Source organism: Youngiibacter multivorans, assembly GCF_017873395.1.
Classification (GTDB): Bacteria; Bacillota; Clostridia; order Clostridiales; family Clostridiaceae; genus Youngiibacter; species Youngiibacter multivorans.
In genome coordinates this window covers 96,265-114,846 of the sequence record NZ_JAGGKC010000002.1, presented here as the reverse complement: position 1 = coordinate 114,846, position 18,582 = coordinate 96,265, and the positions used below count along the sequence as shown (strand labels likewise).

The window sequence follows — 18,582 nt, the reverse complement described above, 5'->3', positions numbered from 1 at the left end:
GAAGGAGGTGGCTTTTATGACAGGCAACAATCTGGTTCTGGCTGTAGGCCTTGCACTTTTTGCAGGACTTTCAACGGGCATCGGGGGTCTATTCACCATATTCTTCAAAAGCACCAACAAGAAGCTTCTTTCTTATGCACTGGGACTTTCAGCCGGTGTCATGATTTATGTTTCCTTCGTTGAGCTTTTCGCCCAGTCGGGAGATCTTCTATCTGCTGCGTACGGTCCGAATGTTGGAGGCATAATCAACGTTTCGTCCTTTTTCGGAGGAATGCTGCTGATAGCTATAATTGACAAGCTCATTCCATCTTATGAGAATCCACATGAGGCGATAACCATCGAGGATCTGGATTCCTGCGACCCGAAGCATAGCGACAGGAAGCTCCTGAGGGTCGGAGCGGTGACTGCACTTGTCATAGCCGCGCACAACTTCCCTGAAGGCATAGCCACATTCATATCAGCAATGCAGAATCCTGCTACTGGAATTCCCATAGCCCTTGCTGTCGCAATACACAACATACCGGAAGGGATAGCCATTGCTGTGCCAGTTCACTGCGCGACAGGAAGCAAGAGAAAGGCAGTTGCGATGTCCTTTGCATCAGGACTCACCGAACCTCTTGGAGCTATCGCCGCTTACTTCATACTGATGCCTTATCTTAACGACACCCTGTTCGGAATCCTCTTTGCAGGCATAGCAGGAATCATGGTCTTCATATCCTTCGACGAGCTGCTGCCGACTGCAAGAGAATACGGGGAACACCATATTTCGATTTACGGACTGATAACTGGCATGGCAATAATGGCACTTAGCCTGATACTTGTCTTCTGATTCGAGTAATACCATATAACAGCATTTTCGATCCTAAGTTTTATACGGTTGTTTATATAAGTTGGAATCAGTTCAAACCCTTATGGGACACTGGTTCCATTTGTTATTGTAGCTATCTTTGTTGACATGTGCTCATGAAGGTTTATACTGGACTTATAAGTGGCATATGTCACAAAGGCGTGTGCAATATTTTGATGAGGTGATATATAGTGCCAAGACCAATGAAGTGGAGGAAGGTATGCTGCCTTCCGGATAGCCAGGTGTTCGGACCCATGGGCCAGAGGGCTATGCTATTGGAGTCTGTAGTGATGACAGTGGATGAATACGAGACGATCAGGCTCATTGACCTTGAAGGAATGATGCAGGAGGAATGTGCAGTCAAGATGAACGTGGCAAGGACTACGGTCCAGAAGATATATAACGATGCAAGGAAAAAGCTGGCAGATGTCATTGTGAACGGGAAGGTCATGAGGATCGAGGGTGGAGAGTATCGGCTCTACGATGAAACTGAGAGGCTTGATGACAGAGGCTGCTGCAGAAAGCATAGAAGTGAAGTGCATCATCCGGTAAAGTAGATCTTCAGGGAAAAAGGATAGGAGTCCGAAAGGACTGATTAAGGGGGAAGCTTTTATGGTCATAAAGGTACTGATGGACAACGAATCAGTTTCAGAAGAATTCAGAAGCGAGCACGGACTAAGCCTATATATCGAGACAGGTTCAAGACGGATACTATTCGATACGGGAGAATCAGGTACTTTTGATCTTAATGCAGAAAAGCTTGGAGTTAATATCGCTGATGTGGATTTCCTTGTCTTATCCCATGGACACTACGACCACGGTGGCGGAATAAATAGGTTCTTCGAGCTTAACAGCAAGGCAAAGGCATTCGTAAATAGGCGCTCTTTCGAGGAGCATTGGGCTGTAAAGCCCGATGGCACGAGGAAATACATTGGCCTGGACAAGAGACTGCTTGATACAGGACGTATCGTTCTGGTAGAGGACTACCATGTCGTGGATGATGGAATTGAGCTGTTTTCCGGAATAAAGGGAGACACGCTCACTCCTTCAGGAAATCAGGACCTGTACATGATTCACTCAGGTGAAATGGTTCATGACGATTTCGCACATGAGCAGAACATGCTGGTAACTGAGGATGGGAAAGGGATACTTTTCGCAGGCTGTGCCCACAGGGGGATAGTCAACATAATCGAGGAGATTGCAGTTGAAGGCAACATACTCCTTGAGGCGGTAATAGGAGGCTTCCATCTGTACAACAAATCGAGGGGAACCAGCGAAAGTGATGAAATCGTCGATGAAATCGGAAGGTACCTGAAGGAATCTGGACCAATGTATTATACCTGCCACTGCACTGGCCTTGAGGCCTATGGAAGGCTGAAGGAAACAATGGACGGCAAGCTGGATTATCTCGCTGCCGGAAAAACGATAGAAATATGAAGCTAAGGAGCGGAAAATGAGCGAAGGATGTAATGGAAACTGCAGCGGCTGCGAAGAGGAATGTGGAGACAGGACTGAAAAGCAGTCACTTATAGTGGATGCGAATGAATTCAGCAGGATTGGCAAGGTTATCGCTGTAGTGAGCGGAAAGGGTGGAGTAGGGAAGAGCCTTGTTACTTCCATGCTTGCTGTGGCAATGAACAGGGAAGGGTTTGAGACTGCAATACTTGATGCCGACATGACGGGTCCGTCAATTCCCAAAGCATTCGGCCTGACGGGAAGGGCTCACATGGACCAGCAGGGGATTTATCCGATGAAATCTGTCACAGGTATCGGGATAATGTCAGCCAATCTTCTTCTTGAGAACGAAACTGACCCAATAATATGGAGAGGTCCTGTTATCGCGAATGCAGTCAGGCAGTTCTGGAAAGATGTGGTCTGGGGTGACGTTGACTACATGTTCATCGACATGCCTCCTGGAACAGGGGACGTGCCATTGACCGTTTTCCAGTCAATCGCAGTGGACGGAATCATTATTGTGACATCTCCACAGGAGCTGGTTTCGATGATAGTGGCAAAGGCTGTGAACATGGCAAGGACCATGAACATACCTGTACTTGGTATAGTGGAGAACATGTCGTATTTCGAGTGCGATGAATGCGACAAGAGGCATATGATCTTCGGGGACAGCCATCTGGAAGAGGTGGCAGCAGCTCACGGCATCAGCAGGATAGCAAGGCTTCCTATCGATCCTGAACTGGCAAGGACCTGCGACCGAGGAGAAATGGAACGTTACACAGCTAAGGATATCGAAAAGCTCACTGACATGCTTGACTTCGATAGTGTGACAGAAAGAGCGTCATCATGAAGATAGCGGTAGCATGCGATGGAGGCCTTGTAACAGAGCATTTCGGACACTGCGAAGCCTTTGATATCTACACCGAGGAGATCGGAAGCATCGTGAGGCATGAAAGGGTACAAAACCCAGGACACACAACTGGTTTTTTGCCTGTATATCTGAAGGAGATGGGAGCAGAGGTCATTATATCCGGTGGGATGGGTGGAAGTGCAGTCAGGCTTTTCAATGAGAAGGAAATCGAGGTTGTGACCGGTGCCAGAGGAGACTCAAGATTTGCTGCGGAAAGCTACCTAAGAGGTGAGCTGGTATCCACAGGATCGATATGCCATGAGCATATGCACCATGGAGAATGCTGAAGATAGAAGGATTCAGGTTTGGCATAGTTCAAAGCGAGAGAAGTGGAAATTGAATTTAAAACTTATAGGCATCCTTGGGCATAACTCAATGGATGCCGTTATTCTTCTATATTTAGTTTGACTTATACATTTGAAGTAGTAAGATGAAATTGAATACGGAATATGTCAGATATTATATTAGGTGATATTCTTTAGTAATAAGGGGAGGGCTGTAGGATGCTTGATTTTCTCAGGGAAGAGGGTATCAGGGAGAGCCTTGTGGAAGAGCTTGTAAGATTCAGGGAATTCTATAGGGTGGACAAAGAAGTCATATACAGGATTCCCAGACCAAAGTTCCATTACTATGGTACATCGGTTTGGGAGGAGGCTATTGTAGCGCTCCTCTGTGGAGAAAACCTATTGCTTACAGGGCCTAAGGCGACTGGCAAGAATGTGCTTGCTGAAAATCTGGCTGCAGCCTTCGGAAGGCCAAGCTGGGACATCTCCTTCCATGTCAACACAGACTCATCATCACTTATTGGAACTGATACCTTCAGGAACGGCGAGGTGGTAATGAGGCACGGACCCATACTCAACTGTGCATGTTATGGAGGCTTCGGCATACTTGACGAGATCAATATGGCTAAAAATGATTCAGTAGCTGTCCTCCATGCAACTCTGGACTTCAGAAGGATAATCGATGTGCCGGGGTATGACAAGAATCATCTGGACGGATCTACCAGATTCATTGCTACGATGAACTATGGCTATGCAGGTACAAGAGAGCTGAATGAAGCACTTGCATCAAGGTTCATGGTAATTGACATGCCCGGCATTTCAGATGAGAACCTAAGGAAGCTTCTGAAGAGGGAGTTTCCTGGCATAAGGGACAGATATCTGGAGCAGTTCACAGGCCTTTTCAACGACCTTCAAAAGAAGAGCGGCAATTCTGAGATTTCAACAAAGTCAGTGGACTTAAGGGGGCTTCTCTCATCGATACATCTCATGGAAAAGGGGCTTGAGGCCAACAGGGCGCTGAGGATGGGAATCGTGAACAAGTCCTTCGATGACTTTGAGCGGACTCTGGTGGAAGATGTCATACGCCTGAGGATTCCAGGAAAGCTGGAAAGGCATGACATATTCAAGGAGTGACCATGGAAGACAGGGGAAGCGAAAAGACAAGGGCATCGAACATAATATGGACAGCAGCTGGCAATTATGCATTCAAGCCCGAGATGAGGGCTTATGATGAGCGGGGCAAGGCAGATATCTACTGGAACCAGGTGATCGGTGCTGCACACAGGTACTATGAGTTCGAGAAGATCATTGAATTCTTCAAGACTCTGGAGGGTGACAGGAGCGCTGTTATATTTCGGAACCTGATGTGGATCGGGATAGAGAACGGAACCTACCACAAGGGGTTTGAGGAAAGGCCTGCAATTGTCTCCCTGAGAGAAGCCTATGCCACAAAGACCCTTGGAAAATGGGAGGGCAAGGACCCTTATGATGAGGTTGATGAGATTGAGATCGCCCATTACAGGAAAGCTCTTGGACTTAATGTGGAAGCTTCTCCTCTTGCACTGAAGATACTAAGCGAGCTTGAGTTTGATGCTTCAATGGATACCGATGCGATAGTAGGAAGGATGAACCGTATACTTGAAGGCTATTTCGAATTCCTCCCTCTTGATGAGAATAACATCAAGCCCAAGCGGGCAAAGCGGGGCAGGGAGCTTGTACATCTGGGAGGCAGAAGAAGGCTTTCTCAGGGAGTGCCTTTCCTGAAGAGACTGAATATCGGAACTGCCGAGTATAACGGAGAAATTCAGTTCGGAGTGGATGAGACAAAAAGCGGAGTTACACTTCAGCTGCTTAAGATAAGAAACAAATGGGAGCAGGACCAGAGGGAGTACATAAGAAGCCATTTCGGGGAGCCTCTCATTGAGGGCGACAAGACAAGGACTCTTGAAGGAATGCTGTGCACTGGCAGCCACAGCAACTGCCATCTTCACCTGACAAGAGGGGAATTCATCGAAAATGAGGAATCATCCCAGGTTAGGAAAGCCAGGACCAGGCAAAGGGAAAGCAACCTGAAGCATTATGATGAAAGCCATGCGAGAAATTCGAATCTTATCTCAAAGCTTGAGAGAAGGATCAGGAACACGATGCTGACTAGCATGGAAGCAACTAAGCTGAAGTCGGAAAGCGGAAGCCTAGTGATTGAAAAGGTGTGGAGGAATGTCTACCTTAACGACGATAAGGTCTTTGTAAGGACTCTGCATGAAAAGACAATGGACCTGTGTGTGGATATCATGCTGGATGGGTCAGCCTCACAGATGAGCAGGCAGGAGTCGATTGCTGCACAGGGCTACATCATAGCTGAGAGCCTGACACGCTGCGGAATTCCTGTCAGGGTATTTTCCTTCTGCAGCGTCAGGGATTTCCTTGTTCTGAGCGTTTACCGTGACTATGACGATTCCAGAAGGAATAAGGCAATCTTCGACTATACCGTGGCAGGCTTCAACAGGGACGGCCTCGCAATAAGGACAGCCCTGCACCTTGCGGGCGAAGGAAGATTCCAGAACAGGATACTCATAGTCCTTACCGACGGTGACCCTAACGATATGCACGGTATGAGCATTTCAGGAAGGCTGCCAGGAAGGAAAGAATATGCTGGACCTGCAGGTGTCGAGGATGCAGCCAGGGAGGTAAGGAAGGGGATCCAAAGCGGCATAGCTGTGATTGGAGTATTTACCGGCCAGGACAGGAATGTGGAGGCTGCAAAGAAAATATACGGTCATAATTTTGCTCGTATAAGTTCACCGGATAAGTTCGCGGATGTGGTCGGTGTACTCCTGCAGAATGAGCTGGCTAACATGATATGAAAATGAGGGGCATTGACGACATAAAATTCGTCAATGCCTTTTATAGTAATTGTGAAAAATGTGAATAACGGTTACAAAATGTTAACAGGGAAAATAGGCGAAATATTTTGACATTTAAATGGTGATGCTTATAATAGAGACATAAACAAAAAATAACAATCCATTGATTCGGAATCGCCTGAGATCAAACTTGAAAAACAATACAATTTGGTTGCTATTGCATGGAGCAGCGTATTGGTACCCGGTAGTCATTGGAGAATAATGTATGCATGAATCGTCATTCCTATTGCGTTCTTTAGCAATAATGGAGACGATTGCCTGCAAGCTATATTTGCATGAACCTTTTGAAAGTAACATGTTGTATTTGAAAACAGAAGAGGAGAAATATAAATGAAAAAGATAGCATCAGTAATAATGTTGGCCCTTATGTTGCAGCTGGGTACAGTAACAGTTCTTGCCCATCCTAAGGTTCCTGAGCAAAGCCTTGGAAATGTCAGTGAAAATGCTGCAAAGGGATTGCATACCGCATGGGGTAATATTGAGGATGGGAACGGCATTGCTTCCCACGTATTCCTTATGAGGCACTCACCACACTAGAAATATTGCAGAAAAGATAGCGGAGATTCAAGTGAGTCTCCGCTTTTAATTTTTCGAGAAAGATTGTTGTATGAGCCAAATGCCGGGAAAGGCGTATACGTATGGCACTGCCACATCACTGACCATGAGGACAATGAGATGATGAGGCCGTACGCATTCATACCTAACCCGTTGGCTGAAAGGGAGTTCATCCACGGGGAGGATTACTAGAAGAAAAAGTCATGCATATCCTTGCAGATGGCAAACTTAAAGAACCAAAAATCAAAGGGAATGGGTGCATCAAGCATCCATTCCCTTTGATTTTTGTGTCATTATTCCTTTTCACCCATGAGAATCATGTCGCAATCCAGGGCTTTGACCTCATCAAGGCTGTGGGTCACGAGTACGACCGTCCGGTTTCTCGTGTTTTCAACCACATAGTCCATTACGAGGTTCTTAGTGTCGTCGTCGAGTCCCTTGAAGGGTTCGTCGAGAAAGAGAATGTCGCTGTCAGACAATATTGCCCTTACTATTGCGACTCTTCTTTTCATTCCACCACTGAATTCCCTGACTGGCTGGCTTAGGTCACTTATGCCAATGCTTTCAAGATGTGAGGCAATGAATGAGTCCTTCATGCCTTTGGCACATACCATCCTTACATTTGAGATGGCATTGAAGCTTTCGCAAAGCCTGTCCTCCTGGAAGACAGCTCCCGGTTTCTTCGGCATTCCCGAAATTGCCCCTTCGTCCTGAAGTTCAATTCCCATGAGGATATTGAGAAGGGTGGTTTTGCCGCAACCTGAGGGGCCCATTATGCAGGTCAGATGGGTTTCCCTGAAGGTGCCGCTGAAGCCATCAAGGACTATCTTTTCGCCGAAGCTCTTTTTTATTCCTGATACGCTGATATCCATTCTACGTCCTCTCCAGTCTTTGATAGGCTTTCCTGATAAGGTGAAGGAACAGCTTCTCGAATAAGACGCTTATTGCTACGATCACTGCTGTCCATGCGAAGAGGTCTGCTGAGTCAAGGTAGATCTTTGCCTCATAAAGCCTTTCACCTATTGACCCGGCTGGTATCCCGATTACCTCAGCTGCTATACCTGCCTTCCAGGACAGACCTATGGATACGCTGCAGGCAGAGACGATATAGGGCTTGAGCTGAGGAAGATATATGTATTTAAGTTTCCTTAGCTTTGTTACATTGAAAAGCTTGGCCATCTCAAGCATCCTGGTGTCTGTGCTTTTAAGTCCGTGCAGCATGTTGGTGTATACAATCGGCAGCACCATTAGAAATGAGATGAAGATACCGAGGCTGCCTGAGCTAAGCCAAATGAGGCAAAGGATTATGAATGAAGCCACAGGCACTGACTTAATGGCTGTCATGAACGGCCAGAGGAGAACCTCGGCCATATGGTGTCTTCCAGCAATTGCGGCAAAAGCACTTCCTGCAATGAGAGCCAAAAGATATCCTGATACAATCCTTACGAAGGAGAACATGACAGAAGAAAGGAAATCCCTGGTTACTATCAGCTCAGAAAGCCTTACCAATACCTCAAATGGCGTGACGAGCAGAATGCTCTTTCCGATGGCCATGGCTGACAGCTGCCAGACAAGAAGGGCAAAGGCTACTGCCAGGATTTTCTCGTAGCCTTCCCTATTTTTCATAATAGAAGTCAGCGCCTGGAAGGGCTCCGCCTACCGATTTCGGATTCTGCTCGAAGAGTACAGCAAGATAGCCTTCCATTGCAGACTTCATCCCTGCCCCGTCCATGTATGTGATATGGCAGTAGGGGATGGCTTTTTCTGCAACTGCTGCCTTGACTATCCCGTATTTCTCAACAAGAAGTGATGCTTCCTTTAGATTCGCGTTCACGTACTCAGTGGATTTTTTGTACTCGGCAAGGAATGCCGCAAGCTCTTCAGGATGCTTTTCTGCAAATTCGTTCCTGACAATAAGGACTCCGGTAATAAGGGTGCTTCCATTCTTCAGCTTATCCCAGCTTTCGGTGAGATCTACTGCTATCCTCAGGTTATTCACTGAACCTTGCGCTACTGTTACGTAAGGCTGAGGCATCATTGCTATGCCTCCCTTTTCGCCCGAGAGAAGGGCAACCACTTCAGTAGGCTCTGTCTTCCACTCTATGGTTATGTCCTTGTCCGGATCAAGTCCGTTTTCCTTGAGGAGGTACCTGAGATTGTACTCAGGAGTCGAGCCTTTTCCTGTGGCATAGATTGTCTTGCCCTTCAGGTCAGACAGGGTCTGTATCTCGTTTCCGGTCTCGACTATATAAACGACTCCAAGGGTGTTTACCGCCAGGAGGCTTACAGATTTCTTGGTGTTGTTGTAGAGCACAGACGCAAGGTTTGCAGGAACTGCTGCTATGTCAAGCTCTCCCTGTACAAGCTTTGGTGTAAGCTCATCCGCTGAGCCCGCTATCGTAAAGGTATAGTTGTTTTCAGATGTTCCCTTTTCGTCAGATTCCATCAGCTCAACCATTCCCATGGATGTAGGGCCCTTGAGACCTCCGATCCTTATCTCCACTGCTTCAGCTTTGGACGGTGTTGTCACCGATGGAGCAGAAGTTGCGGTAGGTGTTGCTGGCTTCGCCTGACATCCTGAGAATGCGGCACCTGCTATAAGTAATGATACTATTACTGAAATGACCTTTTTCATTTGATTGCCTCCTCTTTCCTGTTTTGCTTTGCAACTATTGTCTTTGTGCTGACTCCTCTGATCATACCCAGCTTTCCGGAAAGGGAGCTGGTTATGTCTCCGGGAGCGTCAAGGACTACGCAGATTATGGATACTCCTCGCTCCTTGTAGGGTATTCCCATCCTGCCCACAATGAAGCTTCCGAACTCATGGAGAAGCTCGTTGACCTCCGCGGACTTTTCTGTATCCTCTACGATGATGCTGATGACTGAGATCCTGGATTCCAAAATTCTTCCTCCTTCAAAACAAATATCCGCGCCATGAAGACGCGGACATAGATATTCCTATCCTTTTCCATCGCCTTCCCATCCGGGACGTACCCAAATGGCTCAGGACTGAAGATATTCAGTTAACTTAATATTAATTAATTGTTAGAAAAATGTCAATCTTGTCAGTCTATTATTCTAAAATTAATTGGAAATTACATGTTTGCCTTTATTTGACGAGCTCCAGTGTCTCCCTCGCGATCATCAGCTCTTCATTTGTCGGGACAATAAATATCCTCGTTGGTGTGTCAGGCAGCGATATGTCGCAGTTCATGCAGCCAGCGTTGTTCTTTTCCTTATCCAGCCTTATTCCTAAGGCATCAAGATCTTCAAGGACCCTTTCCCTGACAAGTGAGCTGTTTTCTCCGACTCCTGCAGTAAATACCAGGCAGTCGCAGCCATTTAGCTTTGCCATGTAGTTTCCTATATAACCCTTTATCCTCTGACAGTATACCTCCAGAGCCTCTTTGGCATCCTGGTTCCCTGTCTCAGCAGCCTCTATCACATACCTGAGGTCTGCGGATACTCCTGAAAGTCCAAGGAGTCCTGATTTCTTGTTCAGGTAGTCATTCATTTCGTCTGGGCTTAGATTCAGCTTTTCCATCAGGTAGCAGACTATCGCTGGATCCATGTCGCCCGTCCTTGTTCCCATGACAAGACCCTCGAGAGGGGTGAAGCCCATGCTGGTATCCACCACAAGTCCGTTCCTTATGGCTGCCATGCTGGCTCCGCTTCCAAGGTGAAGGGTTATCATCCTGCACTCCTCATATGGCTTGCCGAGAATTTCTGCAGCAACCTTAGAAACATATTCGTGGGATGTGCCGTGGAATCCGTATCTCCTTACCTTGTACTTCTCGTATGCTTCCCTGGGGAGTGCATAGAGGTAGTTTTCAGGCTTCATGGTCTGGTGGAATGCGGTGTCGAACACAGCAACATGGGGAATACCGGGCAAAAGCTCAGTGCATGACATTATACCCATGAGGTTTGGGGGATTGTGAAGTGGTGCAAGACTGCTGCAGTCCTCAATGGCCTTTATGACTGAATCATCAATGACGACTGATGCGCTGAAGCTTTCGCCTCCATGGACAACCCTGTGTCCGACTGCATCGATTCGTACATCTTCAGTCCTGTCTCCGAGAAGAACACTGAGAATCATGTCCATACCGGTCTTGTGGTCATCGATGTCTTTTTCTATCCTTTTGGTTTTATTGCCAGAATGCTTGTGCTCCAGAACAGACCCCTTTATTCCTACCTTGTCAAGAAGCCCCTTGCAGACAACCGATTCGTTATCCATGTCAAACAGCTGGTATTTGATTGTGGAGCTTCCGACATTGACCACGAGAATATTCATCCACCGTCACCTCCGTGAATTCGAAATTTTCCATCAATTCAAGTATATCATATGGTTTCGGGGTGAATCGAGCAAAAAGGGGGATTCCGGAAATAACATGAGCAAAGTCTGAATGGTTACAGATAATGCACTTGGATAAAGACATCTGTGAATGTCTTTTCCAGGATCTCCGCTGTTTGACTTTGAATGTCATAAATGATACATTATGAGAAAAATATCGCATGAATATGCGGGTAAAGTGGAGATTATCCATATCTTTACGCTGCTTTTTGGAGGACCTTGACACATGAAGATTGGAATTGTAGGACTGGGACTTATAGGAGGCTCCATGGCGAAGGCCTCAGGCCATGTTGAGGGCAGTGAGGTCTACGGGTGGGACATCGATATGTCGGTTACGGGAAAAGCCATTGATGAGGGTGTCATTTCCGGGATACTCGAGGATTCGCTACTTGAGACCATGGACCTTGTCATCATTGCGCTTTATCCAAAGGACACAATAGAGTATGTGACAAGAAGGGGAGACCTTTTCAGGAAGGGCGGACTGGTCGTTGACTGCGGAGGCATCAAGGAGCTGGTTTGCGATACACTTGAGCCATTCGCAAAAGAGAAGGGCTTCAGGTTCCTTGGAGGACACCCAATGGCTGGAATAGAATACTCTGGCTTTGACCATTCCAAGTGGACACTGTTCAAGAACGCATCGATGATATTGACACCGATTGAGAAACTGAAGGATTCCGAGCTTGAATGGGTATCTGATTTCTTCAGGAGCCTTGGCTTCGGTGCCATCAAGGTATCGACCCCTTCTGCTCATGACAGGATAATAGCATACTCCTCGCAGCTTGCTCACGTTGTCTCAAGCGCCTTCGTCAAGAGTCCTTCTGCTCTTGAGCACAAGGGCTTCTCCGCAGGAAGCTTCAGGGACCTGACCAGGGTTGCAAGGCTCAACGAGCACATGTGGACTGAACTCTTCCTTGAGAACAAGGACAACCTCCTGCATGAGATTGACTCGATGATTGGAAGGCTTGTGGAATACAGGGATGCACTGGAATCAGAGGACAAGGTTATGCTGAAGTCGCTGCTGAAGGAAGGCAGGGAAAGGAAGGAGCTCCTGGATGCGAGGCAGCAAGCGACTGTTCACCAGGAGCAAGCGACTGTTAATCAGGAGCAGGCGACTGCAAATCAGGAGAAATAGGACCATGAGAAAGAATGCGATCAGGAAATCCTTCAGATATGTACAGAAGCTTTCAGCACCACCTGAAAGGGTGTTTCCGCTTCTTTGTCCCACAAGGGAATACGAGTGGATAGGTCCGTGGAGCTGTGATCTGCTTTATTCAGATTCAGGTTTTGCGGAGCTTGGATGTATCTTCAGGACTGACTTCAAGACTGATCCAGGTCCTGAGGTCTGGGTCATTTCATCTTATGAGAAGAATGAGTCAATAGTTTTCACAAGGACGTCAGGTAACTATGTGATCCTCCATACCATAACGCTTATCGACAGTGGTGAAGAAGGCACGGATGCTGTTGTGGACCTGGTTTATACAGCGCTGACAGAAAGAGGCGAAGGATACATCGATTCACTTACTGTCGAGGCCTTCGAAGAGGAACAGAGCACGCTTGAAGGTATGCTCAACCACTACCTTATGCATGGAAGCATGCTTAGGTCAATTGAGGATTCCGAGATGGAGTGCACAGACTAATCACTCATATCTGCCACAGACCTGCCAATGTCATGGTACCAATCCATCACAAACCCCTCACATCTCCAGACTAGAATGAAAACATAGAAAAGGTCATGAGGCCTTAAATATGAGGAGATGTAAAAATGAAAAAGAATATGAAGGTTTTTACTACAGCGATACTGGCAGCATCATTTGGACTATCAGGAACAGCATTCGCGCTTGATGTTGACTTCGGAGCGGCTGGAGCAGCGGCTAACCCTACAACTGAGATTGAAAAGATGCTGAAGTACACATTAGAGGACGAGTATCTTGCAAAGGCTGAGTATGAGACGATAATTGCTGAATACGGAAGCGTAAGGCCGTTCTCAAACATCGTAAAGGCAGAGGCTACCCACATTGCAGCGCTTGAACCGCTGTTTGAAGCATACAAGCTTGAACTGCCGACAGTTGATGCATCGAAATACACAGTGCTTCCTGAGACTCTGGAAGAAAGCTACAAGGCGGGCGTAGAGGCAGAGGTCAAAAATATTGCAATGTACGAGGAATTCCTTAAACTTGACCTGCCGGACGATATTGAGTTCGTGTTCGAGAACCTGATGAAGGCATCTGAAAGCCATCTGGCAGCCTTTGAGAGGGCAGCGGACGGACAGACAGGAACAGGTATCGGACAAGGCGGAGTTAATAGAGGTGGAAGAGGTTCAAGAGGCAATGGAGTACAGACTAACCAGCAGCTTAATGACGGGACAGGATTCCAGGGTGCAAGAAGAGGTAACGCAGCTAATACAGAAAGAGGACAGAGAAACCTGAACCTTAATAATGGAATATGCATACTCGATGAGGAGTAAGCATCTAAAGGGACCTGAAGCAGGAAATGGCTTCAGGTCCCTTTTGCACTAGGTTAATATATCCAGGTCTTAGAAAAAATTGATTATTTATGGCGCCAGCTAATAAAGCTCGTTTCCGTTTGACTCGATGACTTTCTTATACCAGTGGAAGCTGTCCTTCCTATACCTGTCAAGGGTTCCGTTCCCTTCATTGTCCTTGTCGACGTAGATGAACCCGTAGCGCTTCTCCATTTCGCCTGTTGATACGCTGACAAGATCAATACTTGCCCATGGAGTGTAACCGACCAGGTTAACACCATCATCAATGGCCAGTCTCATTTGTTCGATGTGCTGCCTTATGTAGTCAATCCTGTACTCGTCATGTATCCTGCCGTCCTCAAAGGTATCCCTAGCTCCGAGTCCGTTCTCAGTTACCATTATTGGTACATTGTACCTGTCAAATACATGGTTGAGTGTATACCGAAGACCCTTGGGGTCAATCTGCCAGTCCCATTCACTTGCAGAAAGATAGGGATTCTTGGCTCCTCCCATGACATTTCCGGAAACTTGCGCACTTTCCTTGTCGGAGCTGATACAGTTCGACATATAGTAGCTGAATGAATAGAAGTCCACCACACCTTTCTTAATGACCTCGAGGTCCTCGTCAGTAATCTTGAAGGAAATTCCGTTCCTTTCAAAGTACCTCTTAATGTAGTAAGGGTAGATGCCCTTAACCTGTACATCCCCACTGAAACAGTTCCTTAGAAGGTCTTCCTCCTGGGTTAGGATGATATCATCAGGGTTGCAGGTGAGGGGGTAAACCGTAATGTGGCAAATCATTGTTCCAAACTGGAAATTTGAATTGATCTTCTTACCCATGAGAACAGCCTTAGCACTGGCGACAAACTGATGATGAAGCGCAGCGAATCGCTTGCTTGGATCATCTATCTGTGCGATAAAGAATTCAGTCTTGCCGTTGAGTATACCTGCATGGTTCCAGTTGCCAAGCTTTGTAGTAAGGCAGTTGATCTCATTGAAAGGTATCCAGTATTTGACTGTATCCTTGTACCTTGTGAAAAGGACCTCACAGAACCTAAGGAAGTAGTCCATGCATTTTCTGTCCGCCCATCCATTGAATTCATGTGTCAACTGCAGAGGGTTCTCATTATGGTAGATTGTGACGAGAGGCTCTATGCTATATTTTTTCAGTTCTGCGAAAACTTTGTCGTAGAATTCAAGCCCTTTTTCATTTGGCTCTGTCTCATTTCCGTTAGGGAATATCCTCGTCCAGTTGATGGACATCCTGAAGATGTTGAAGCCCATTTCGGCGCAAAGCGCTATGTCTTCCTTGTAGCGGTGATAGAAATCCACAGATTCGTGTGATGGATAGTAATATTTGGATTCATCGATATCCAGTGTTATCCTTCTAGGTACCTTGTGTGATCCGCTTGTCATAACATCTGAAATGCTCACACCTTTTCCATCAATATTCCAGGCTCCTTCGCACTGATTGGCTGCCGTGGCGCCTCCCCAAAAGAAACCTGCGGGGAACTCTTTAAGTTTAGTCATAAGAATCTCCTTTTCGCTAAAAAATAATTCATCGTAATTAAGATGATACCATAAATGATTTAGATTTCAATAAAAATTATTACATTTGAATCGTTGACTAAAATAAAATTAATTGTTATAGTAGCAATAGTAAAATATATTTTATTGAAAAGCGAGGCTATCATGAAAGAAAGAATAAGTACAAATAAGGCGCCGAAAGCAATAGGCCCTTACTCACAAGCTATTGCTACTGAAGGGTTTCTGTTTTTATCGGGCCAGATTCCGATAAACCCTGAATCAAATTTGATTGAAGGCAGTACAATCGAGATTCAGGCCCGCCAGGTAATGAAAAATATTGAAGCTGTTTTGAATGAAGCAGGTATGACATTCGATGATGCAGTAAAGACCACCTGCTTCCTGTCAGATATGGAATATTTCGGTGTGTTCAACAAGATTTATGCCGAATACTTCACAGGCCATCCCGCCAGGTCCTGCGTGGCCGTAAAGGAGTTACCAAAGAGCGCTTTATGCGAAGTAGAGGTCATTGCCCACAAATAACATATAAGGAGAGAGAAGGATGAACAACAAGAAGCTAGTAGCAGAAATACTCTCAAACATCGGGGGTAAAGGTAACATCGCAAATGCAGCGCACTGCATGACCAGACTCCGTATTACACTTAAGGACCAGTCCCTGGCAAAGCCGGAGGAAATTAAGAAGATTGACGGCGTACTTGGAGTGGTAAAGGGCGAGAACCAGATACAGATTGTCATCGGAACAAGCGTAGGCAATGTATACAAGGACCTTGTAGAAGTGGCTGGCATTAAGGAAGAGTCTGCAATCGATGAAAATCCGGACGGAATGGACATCAAGTCGACAAAGGACAGCCTGAAGAACAGCAAAGGAAGCATACTTACAGGTTTCTTCGAGACTATAGCCGGCATATTCAATCCAATTGTGCCAGCATTGGCTGGAGCCGGACTCGTAAGGGCGATACTTACCATAGCTGTAGTTATGGGACTTAACAACAAAGGCAATACTTATTTTGTAATAAACACAATAGCAAACGGAATCTTCGTTTTCCTCCCGTTCCTCCTGGCAGTATCTGCTGCAAAGCAGTTCAAGATGAGCCAGTATGTGGCGCTTACAATATGCGCAGCCATGCTTTCATCAAACTGGGCCAAGCTCATAACAGAGGGTACCACAGCATTCTCATTCATGAGCATACCCTTTACAGTTGTAAACTATTCATCATCCGTATTGCCAATAATATTCGCGGTATGGTTCGCATCATATGTTGAGAGGTACGTAGACAAGATTATTCCAGGAGCTCTGAAGATAATCTTCGTTCCAGCCCTTACTATGCTTATTGCCACTCCTGTGATACTAATTACAATAGGACCCGCAATGACATTCGTAGGCCTCAAGCTTGCAGCGGCTGTAACGATACTCTTTGAGAAGGGCGGAATACTTGCCGGACTCATATATGGCGGAGTCTATTCCTCCATGGTTGTACTTGGAATCCACCATGGAATGGTTCCTGTCCTTATACAGGGCATAACAACTTCTGGCTTCAACTACATCTCGCCAACCAGCGGATCCGCCAACATGGCACAGGCAGGTGCGGCATTTGGAGTCTGGCTCAAGGCGAAGAATCCAAAGACAAAGACTATTGCTGGATCAGCAACCATTGCTGCGATCACAGGCGTAACAGAGCCAGCGATATATGGAGTAAACTTCAGATTCAAAAAGCCTTTCTACGCAGCAGCCATAGGCGGAGCCTGTGGTGGAGCATTCGCATCATTCTTCGCCCTCAAGGCTTATGCCATGGGCGGACCGTCATTCCTTAACTTCGCAATGTTCATAGGTGAGAATCCTTCGAACATGTGGCTGGTAATGGTGGGATTTGCCATAGCGTTCGCAGTCGCAACAATACTCACAATAGTATTCGGGTTCGACGAGAACTTGTAAGATAAGGTAGTTTACTGAATAATTAAAGGGGGTGGTTTTCACCCCCTATTATGGTTAAAAGGCAGGATGATTATGAAAGAGAAGATGATAGATGCATTCAGAAATGCCAGCGGTGGACTGTTTGTTAAGGTTGAGAAGGCAGATGTAGGCGGCTCATACCAGCAGCTGGAGAAACAGGGTGTAGCGCTAATGGGCTGGGCGGACCCCTACATGCCTGATTCGTCAATGCCTAAGCATGTAGAGGATGCACTGGTGGATGCGATAAGGAATCCTTCTTCGGCTCACTATACAGCACCAATTGGCAACCAGGAGCTAAAGTATGAGATAGCTAAGAAACTGAATAGCTACAACGGGCTTGATGTTGACCCGGTGAGGAATATACTTATTACACCAGGCTCGGATTCAGGTCTATATTTCTCTATTCTTCCATTCATTGGCAAAGGAGATGAGGTTCTAATCCCAAGCCCAAGCTATCCGAACAACTACCTGAACATCTCGATTATGGGAGGAACTGTAGTCCCTGTGCCCCTTCATGAGGATTATGGATATCAGTTGATAATTGAAGACCTTGAGTCAAGACTCACTTCAAGGACAAAGATGGTGATATTGACTCATCCGAACAATCCAACGACCACGGTATACAACAGGGATTCTCTGGAGACGCTCTGCAGATTTATTATAAAGAATGACCTGATCCTTGTATGTGACCAGGCCTTTGAGGATTTCTGCTATGAGAACGAGTTTTTGACTCCTGCTGCTATGCCAGGAATGTTCGAAAGGACGGTAACGGTGTTTTCGTTTTCAAAAGGTATGGGATTAAGCGGGCTCAGGGTTGGATATGTGGTATGTTCTGATGTTATAATGGATTCATTATATGCCAACGCAGTATCCGTGCTTGGCGCTACCAGCACTGCAAGCCAGATAGCCCTCATCGAGGCCTGCAAGGATCCAGGCTTCATGGAGGATTTCAGGAAGTCCTTCGACTTTAGGCGGAAGGCAGCCTTCGAAATCATCAATTCAATACCCAACGTAACGATGGACATGCCCGAGTCTGGCTTCTTGTGCTGGGTGAATGTCTCGAAAATTGGAAGCTCCACTGAGATAGTCGACTATCTGGTGAAAGAAGCCAAAGTTTCAGTAAATGATGGGATCAACTACGGTACCGGAGGAGAAGGCCACTTCAGGGTAGTGCTCGGAGTATACAAGGATGACTCGAGAGTAATTGATGCACTTAACAGGATTAAAGCGGCACTGACAAAATGGCAGGATGAAGGAAGAAACCAAAGGTAAAAAGAA

General features: G+C 46.4%; 21 protein-coding genes. 15 read left to right on the top strand and 6 right to left on the bottom strand.

Features of this window, described 5'->3' with window-relative positions; translation table 11 throughout:
- Nucleotides 1-16 precede the first annotated feature (16 nt).
- The 9 genes from zupT (at nt 17) to J2Z34_RS02100 (ending at nt 7,167) form a co-directional block, all read left to right on the top strand.
- Nucleotides 17-829, top strand: a complete 813-nt coding sequence (zupT, locus tag J2Z34_RS02140; protein WP_209458206.1) for a zinc transporter ZupT — start codon at nt 17-19, stop codon at nt 827-829.
- Nucleotides 830-1,038: 209 nt separating this feature from the next.
- On the top strand, nt 1,039-1,404 hold the full coding sequence (locus J2Z34_RS02135; protein ID WP_209458205.1) for a DUF134 domain-containing protein: 366 nt from the start codon (nt 1,039-1,041) through the stop codon (nt 1,402-1,404).
- A 55-nt stretch (nt 1,405-1,459) separates the two neighbouring features.
- Nucleotides 1,460-2,284 (top strand): MBL fold metallo-hydrolase, encoded by an 825-nt coding sequence (locus J2Z34_RS02130; protein ID WP_209458204.1) that lies wholly within the window; start codon nt 1,460-1,462, stop codon nt 2,282-2,284.
- Nucleotides 2,285-2,300: 16 nt separating this feature from the next.
- On the top strand, nt 2,301-3,152 hold the full coding sequence (locus J2Z34_RS02125) for an Mrp/NBP35 family ATP-binding protein (protein ID WP_209458203.1): 852 nt from the start codon (nt 2,301-2,303) through the stop codon (nt 3,150-3,152).
- The gene (locus J2Z34_RS02120; RefSeq protein ID WP_342453071.1) at nt 3,146-3,499 is read left to right on the top strand and encodes a NifB/NifX family molybdenum-iron cluster-binding protein; all 354 of its coding nucleotides are present in this window, start codon (nt 3,146-3,148) and stop codon (nt 3,497-3,499) included. The genes J2Z34_RS02125 and J2Z34_RS02120 overlap by 7 nt, the downstream gene beginning before the upstream one ends.
- A 216-nt stretch (nt 3,500-3,715) precedes the next feature.
- A complete protein-coding gene (locus J2Z34_RS02115) occupies nt 3,716-4,630 on the top strand; it encodes an AAA family ATPase (protein WP_209458201.1) in 915 nt (304 codons plus the stop codon).
- Nucleotides 4,631-4,632: 2 nt separating this feature from the next.
- Complete coding sequence (locus tag J2Z34_RS02110) at nt 4,633-6,360, top strand: vWA domain-containing protein (protein WP_209458200.1); 1,728 nt, start codon at nt 4,633-4,635, stop codon at nt 6,358-6,360.
- A 390-nt stretch (nt 6,361-6,750) separates the two neighbouring features.
- Complete coding sequence (locus J2Z34_RS02105; RefSeq protein ID WP_209458199.1) at nt 6,751-6,957, top strand: hypothetical protein; 207 nt, start codon at nt 6,751-6,753, stop codon at nt 6,955-6,957.
- A gap of 63 nt (nt 6,958-7,020) precedes the next feature.
- Nucleotides 7,021-7,167 carry a multicopper oxidase domain-containing protein gene (locus J2Z34_RS02100; protein WP_245250466.1) on the top strand — a complete coding sequence of 49 codons (147 nt, stop codon included), beginning with the start codon at nt 7,021-7,023 and terminating at the stop codon, nt 7,165-7,167.
- 101 nt (nt 7,168-7,268) lie between these two features.
- On the opposite strand, the gene J2Z34_RS02095 is transcribed toward J2Z34_RS02100, so the two are convergent.
- The 5 genes from J2Z34_RS02095 to J2Z34_RS02075 all read right to left on the bottom strand — a co-directional run bounded on the left by J2Z34_RS02095 (nt 7,269) and on the right by J2Z34_RS02075 (nt 11,266).
- Nucleotides 7,269-7,847, bottom strand: a complete 579-nt coding sequence (locus tag J2Z34_RS02095; RefSeq protein ID WP_209458198.1) for an ATP-binding cassette domain-containing protein — start codon at nt 7,845-7,847, stop codon at nt 7,269-7,271.
- Between the two features lies 1 nt (nt 7,848).
- A complete protein-coding gene (locus tag J2Z34_RS02090) occupies nt 7,849-8,601 on the bottom strand; it encodes an ABC transporter permease (RefSeq protein ID WP_209458197.1) in 753 nt (250 codons plus the stop codon).
- Nucleotides 8,591-9,610 (bottom strand): ABC transporter substrate-binding protein, encoded by a 1,020-nt coding sequence (locus tag J2Z34_RS02085; RefSeq protein WP_209458196.1) that lies wholly within the window; start codon nt 9,608-9,610, stop codon nt 8,591-8,593. Before J2Z34_RS02085 ends, J2Z34_RS02090 begins: the two co-directional genes overlap by 11 nt.
- On the bottom strand, nt 9,607-9,876 hold the full coding sequence (locus tag J2Z34_RS02080; protein WP_209458195.1) for a TM1266 family iron-only hydrogenase system putative regulator: 270 nt from the start codon (nt 9,874-9,876) through the stop codon (nt 9,607-9,609). The genes J2Z34_RS02085 and J2Z34_RS02080 overlap by 4 nt, the downstream gene beginning before the upstream one ends.
- 208 nt (nt 9,877-10,084) lie before the next feature.
- Nucleotides 10,085-11,266: an acetate/propionate family kinase gene (locus tag J2Z34_RS02075; RefSeq protein ID WP_209458194.1), complete on the bottom strand. Its 1,182-nt coding sequence runs from the start codon at nt 11,264-11,266 to the stop codon at nt 10,085-10,087.
- A 286-nt stretch (nt 11,267-11,552) separates the two neighbouring features.
- Here J2Z34_RS02075 and J2Z34_RS02070 point away from each other — a divergent pair, with 286 nt between their 5' ends.
- The 3 genes from J2Z34_RS02070 to J2Z34_RS02060 all read left to right on the top strand — a co-directional run bounded on the left by J2Z34_RS02070 (nt 11,553) and on the right by J2Z34_RS02060 (nt 13,790).
- Complete coding sequence (locus J2Z34_RS02070; RefSeq protein ID WP_209458193.1) at nt 11,553-12,458, top strand: prephenate dehydrogenase; 906 nt, start codon at nt 11,553-11,555, stop codon at nt 12,456-12,458.
- 4 nt (nt 12,459-12,462) lie between these two features.
- Nucleotides 12,463-12,963 carry a hypothetical protein gene (locus J2Z34_RS02065; RefSeq protein ID WP_209458192.1) on the top strand — a complete coding sequence of 167 codons (501 nt, stop codon included), beginning with the start codon at nt 12,463-12,465 and terminating at the stop codon, nt 12,961-12,963.
- Nucleotides 12,964-13,088: 125 nt separating this feature from the next.
- A complete protein-coding gene (locus J2Z34_RS02060; RefSeq protein ID WP_209458191.1) occupies nt 13,089-13,790 on the top strand; it encodes a ferritin-like domain-containing protein in 702 nt (233 codons plus the stop codon).
- Between the two features lie 99 nt (nt 13,791-13,889).
- Here J2Z34_RS02060 and J2Z34_RS02055 read toward each other — a convergent pair whose 3' ends face one another.
- Nucleotides 13,890-15,338 (bottom strand): glycoside hydrolase family 1 protein, encoded by a 1,449-nt coding sequence (locus J2Z34_RS02055; RefSeq protein WP_209458190.1) that lies wholly within the window; start codon nt 15,336-15,338, stop codon nt 13,890-13,892.
- Nucleotides 15,339-15,500: 162 nt separating this feature from the next.
- Between J2Z34_RS02055 and J2Z34_RS02050 the strand changes: the two genes are divergently transcribed.
- The 3 genes from J2Z34_RS02050 to J2Z34_RS02040 all read left to right on the top strand — a co-directional run bounded on the left by J2Z34_RS02050 (nt 15,501) and on the right by J2Z34_RS02040 (nt 18,576).
- Nucleotides 15,501-15,875, top strand: a complete 375-nt coding sequence (locus tag J2Z34_RS02050) for a RidA family protein (RefSeq protein WP_209458189.1) — start codon at nt 15,501-15,503, stop codon at nt 15,873-15,875.
- Nucleotides 15,876-15,894: 19 nt separating this feature from the next.
- Nucleotides 15,895-17,286: a PTS transporter subunit EIIC gene (locus J2Z34_RS02045; protein WP_209458188.1), complete on the top strand. Its 1,392-nt coding sequence runs from the start codon at nt 15,895-15,897 to the stop codon at nt 17,284-17,286.
- A 72-nt stretch (nt 17,287-17,358) separates the two neighbouring features.
- On the top strand, nt 17,359-18,576 hold the full coding sequence (locus tag J2Z34_RS02040) for a pyridoxal phosphate-dependent aminotransferase (RefSeq protein WP_245250465.1): 1,218 nt from the start codon (nt 17,359-17,361) through the stop codon (nt 18,574-18,576).
- Nucleotides 18,577-18,582 lie beyond the last annotated feature (6 nt).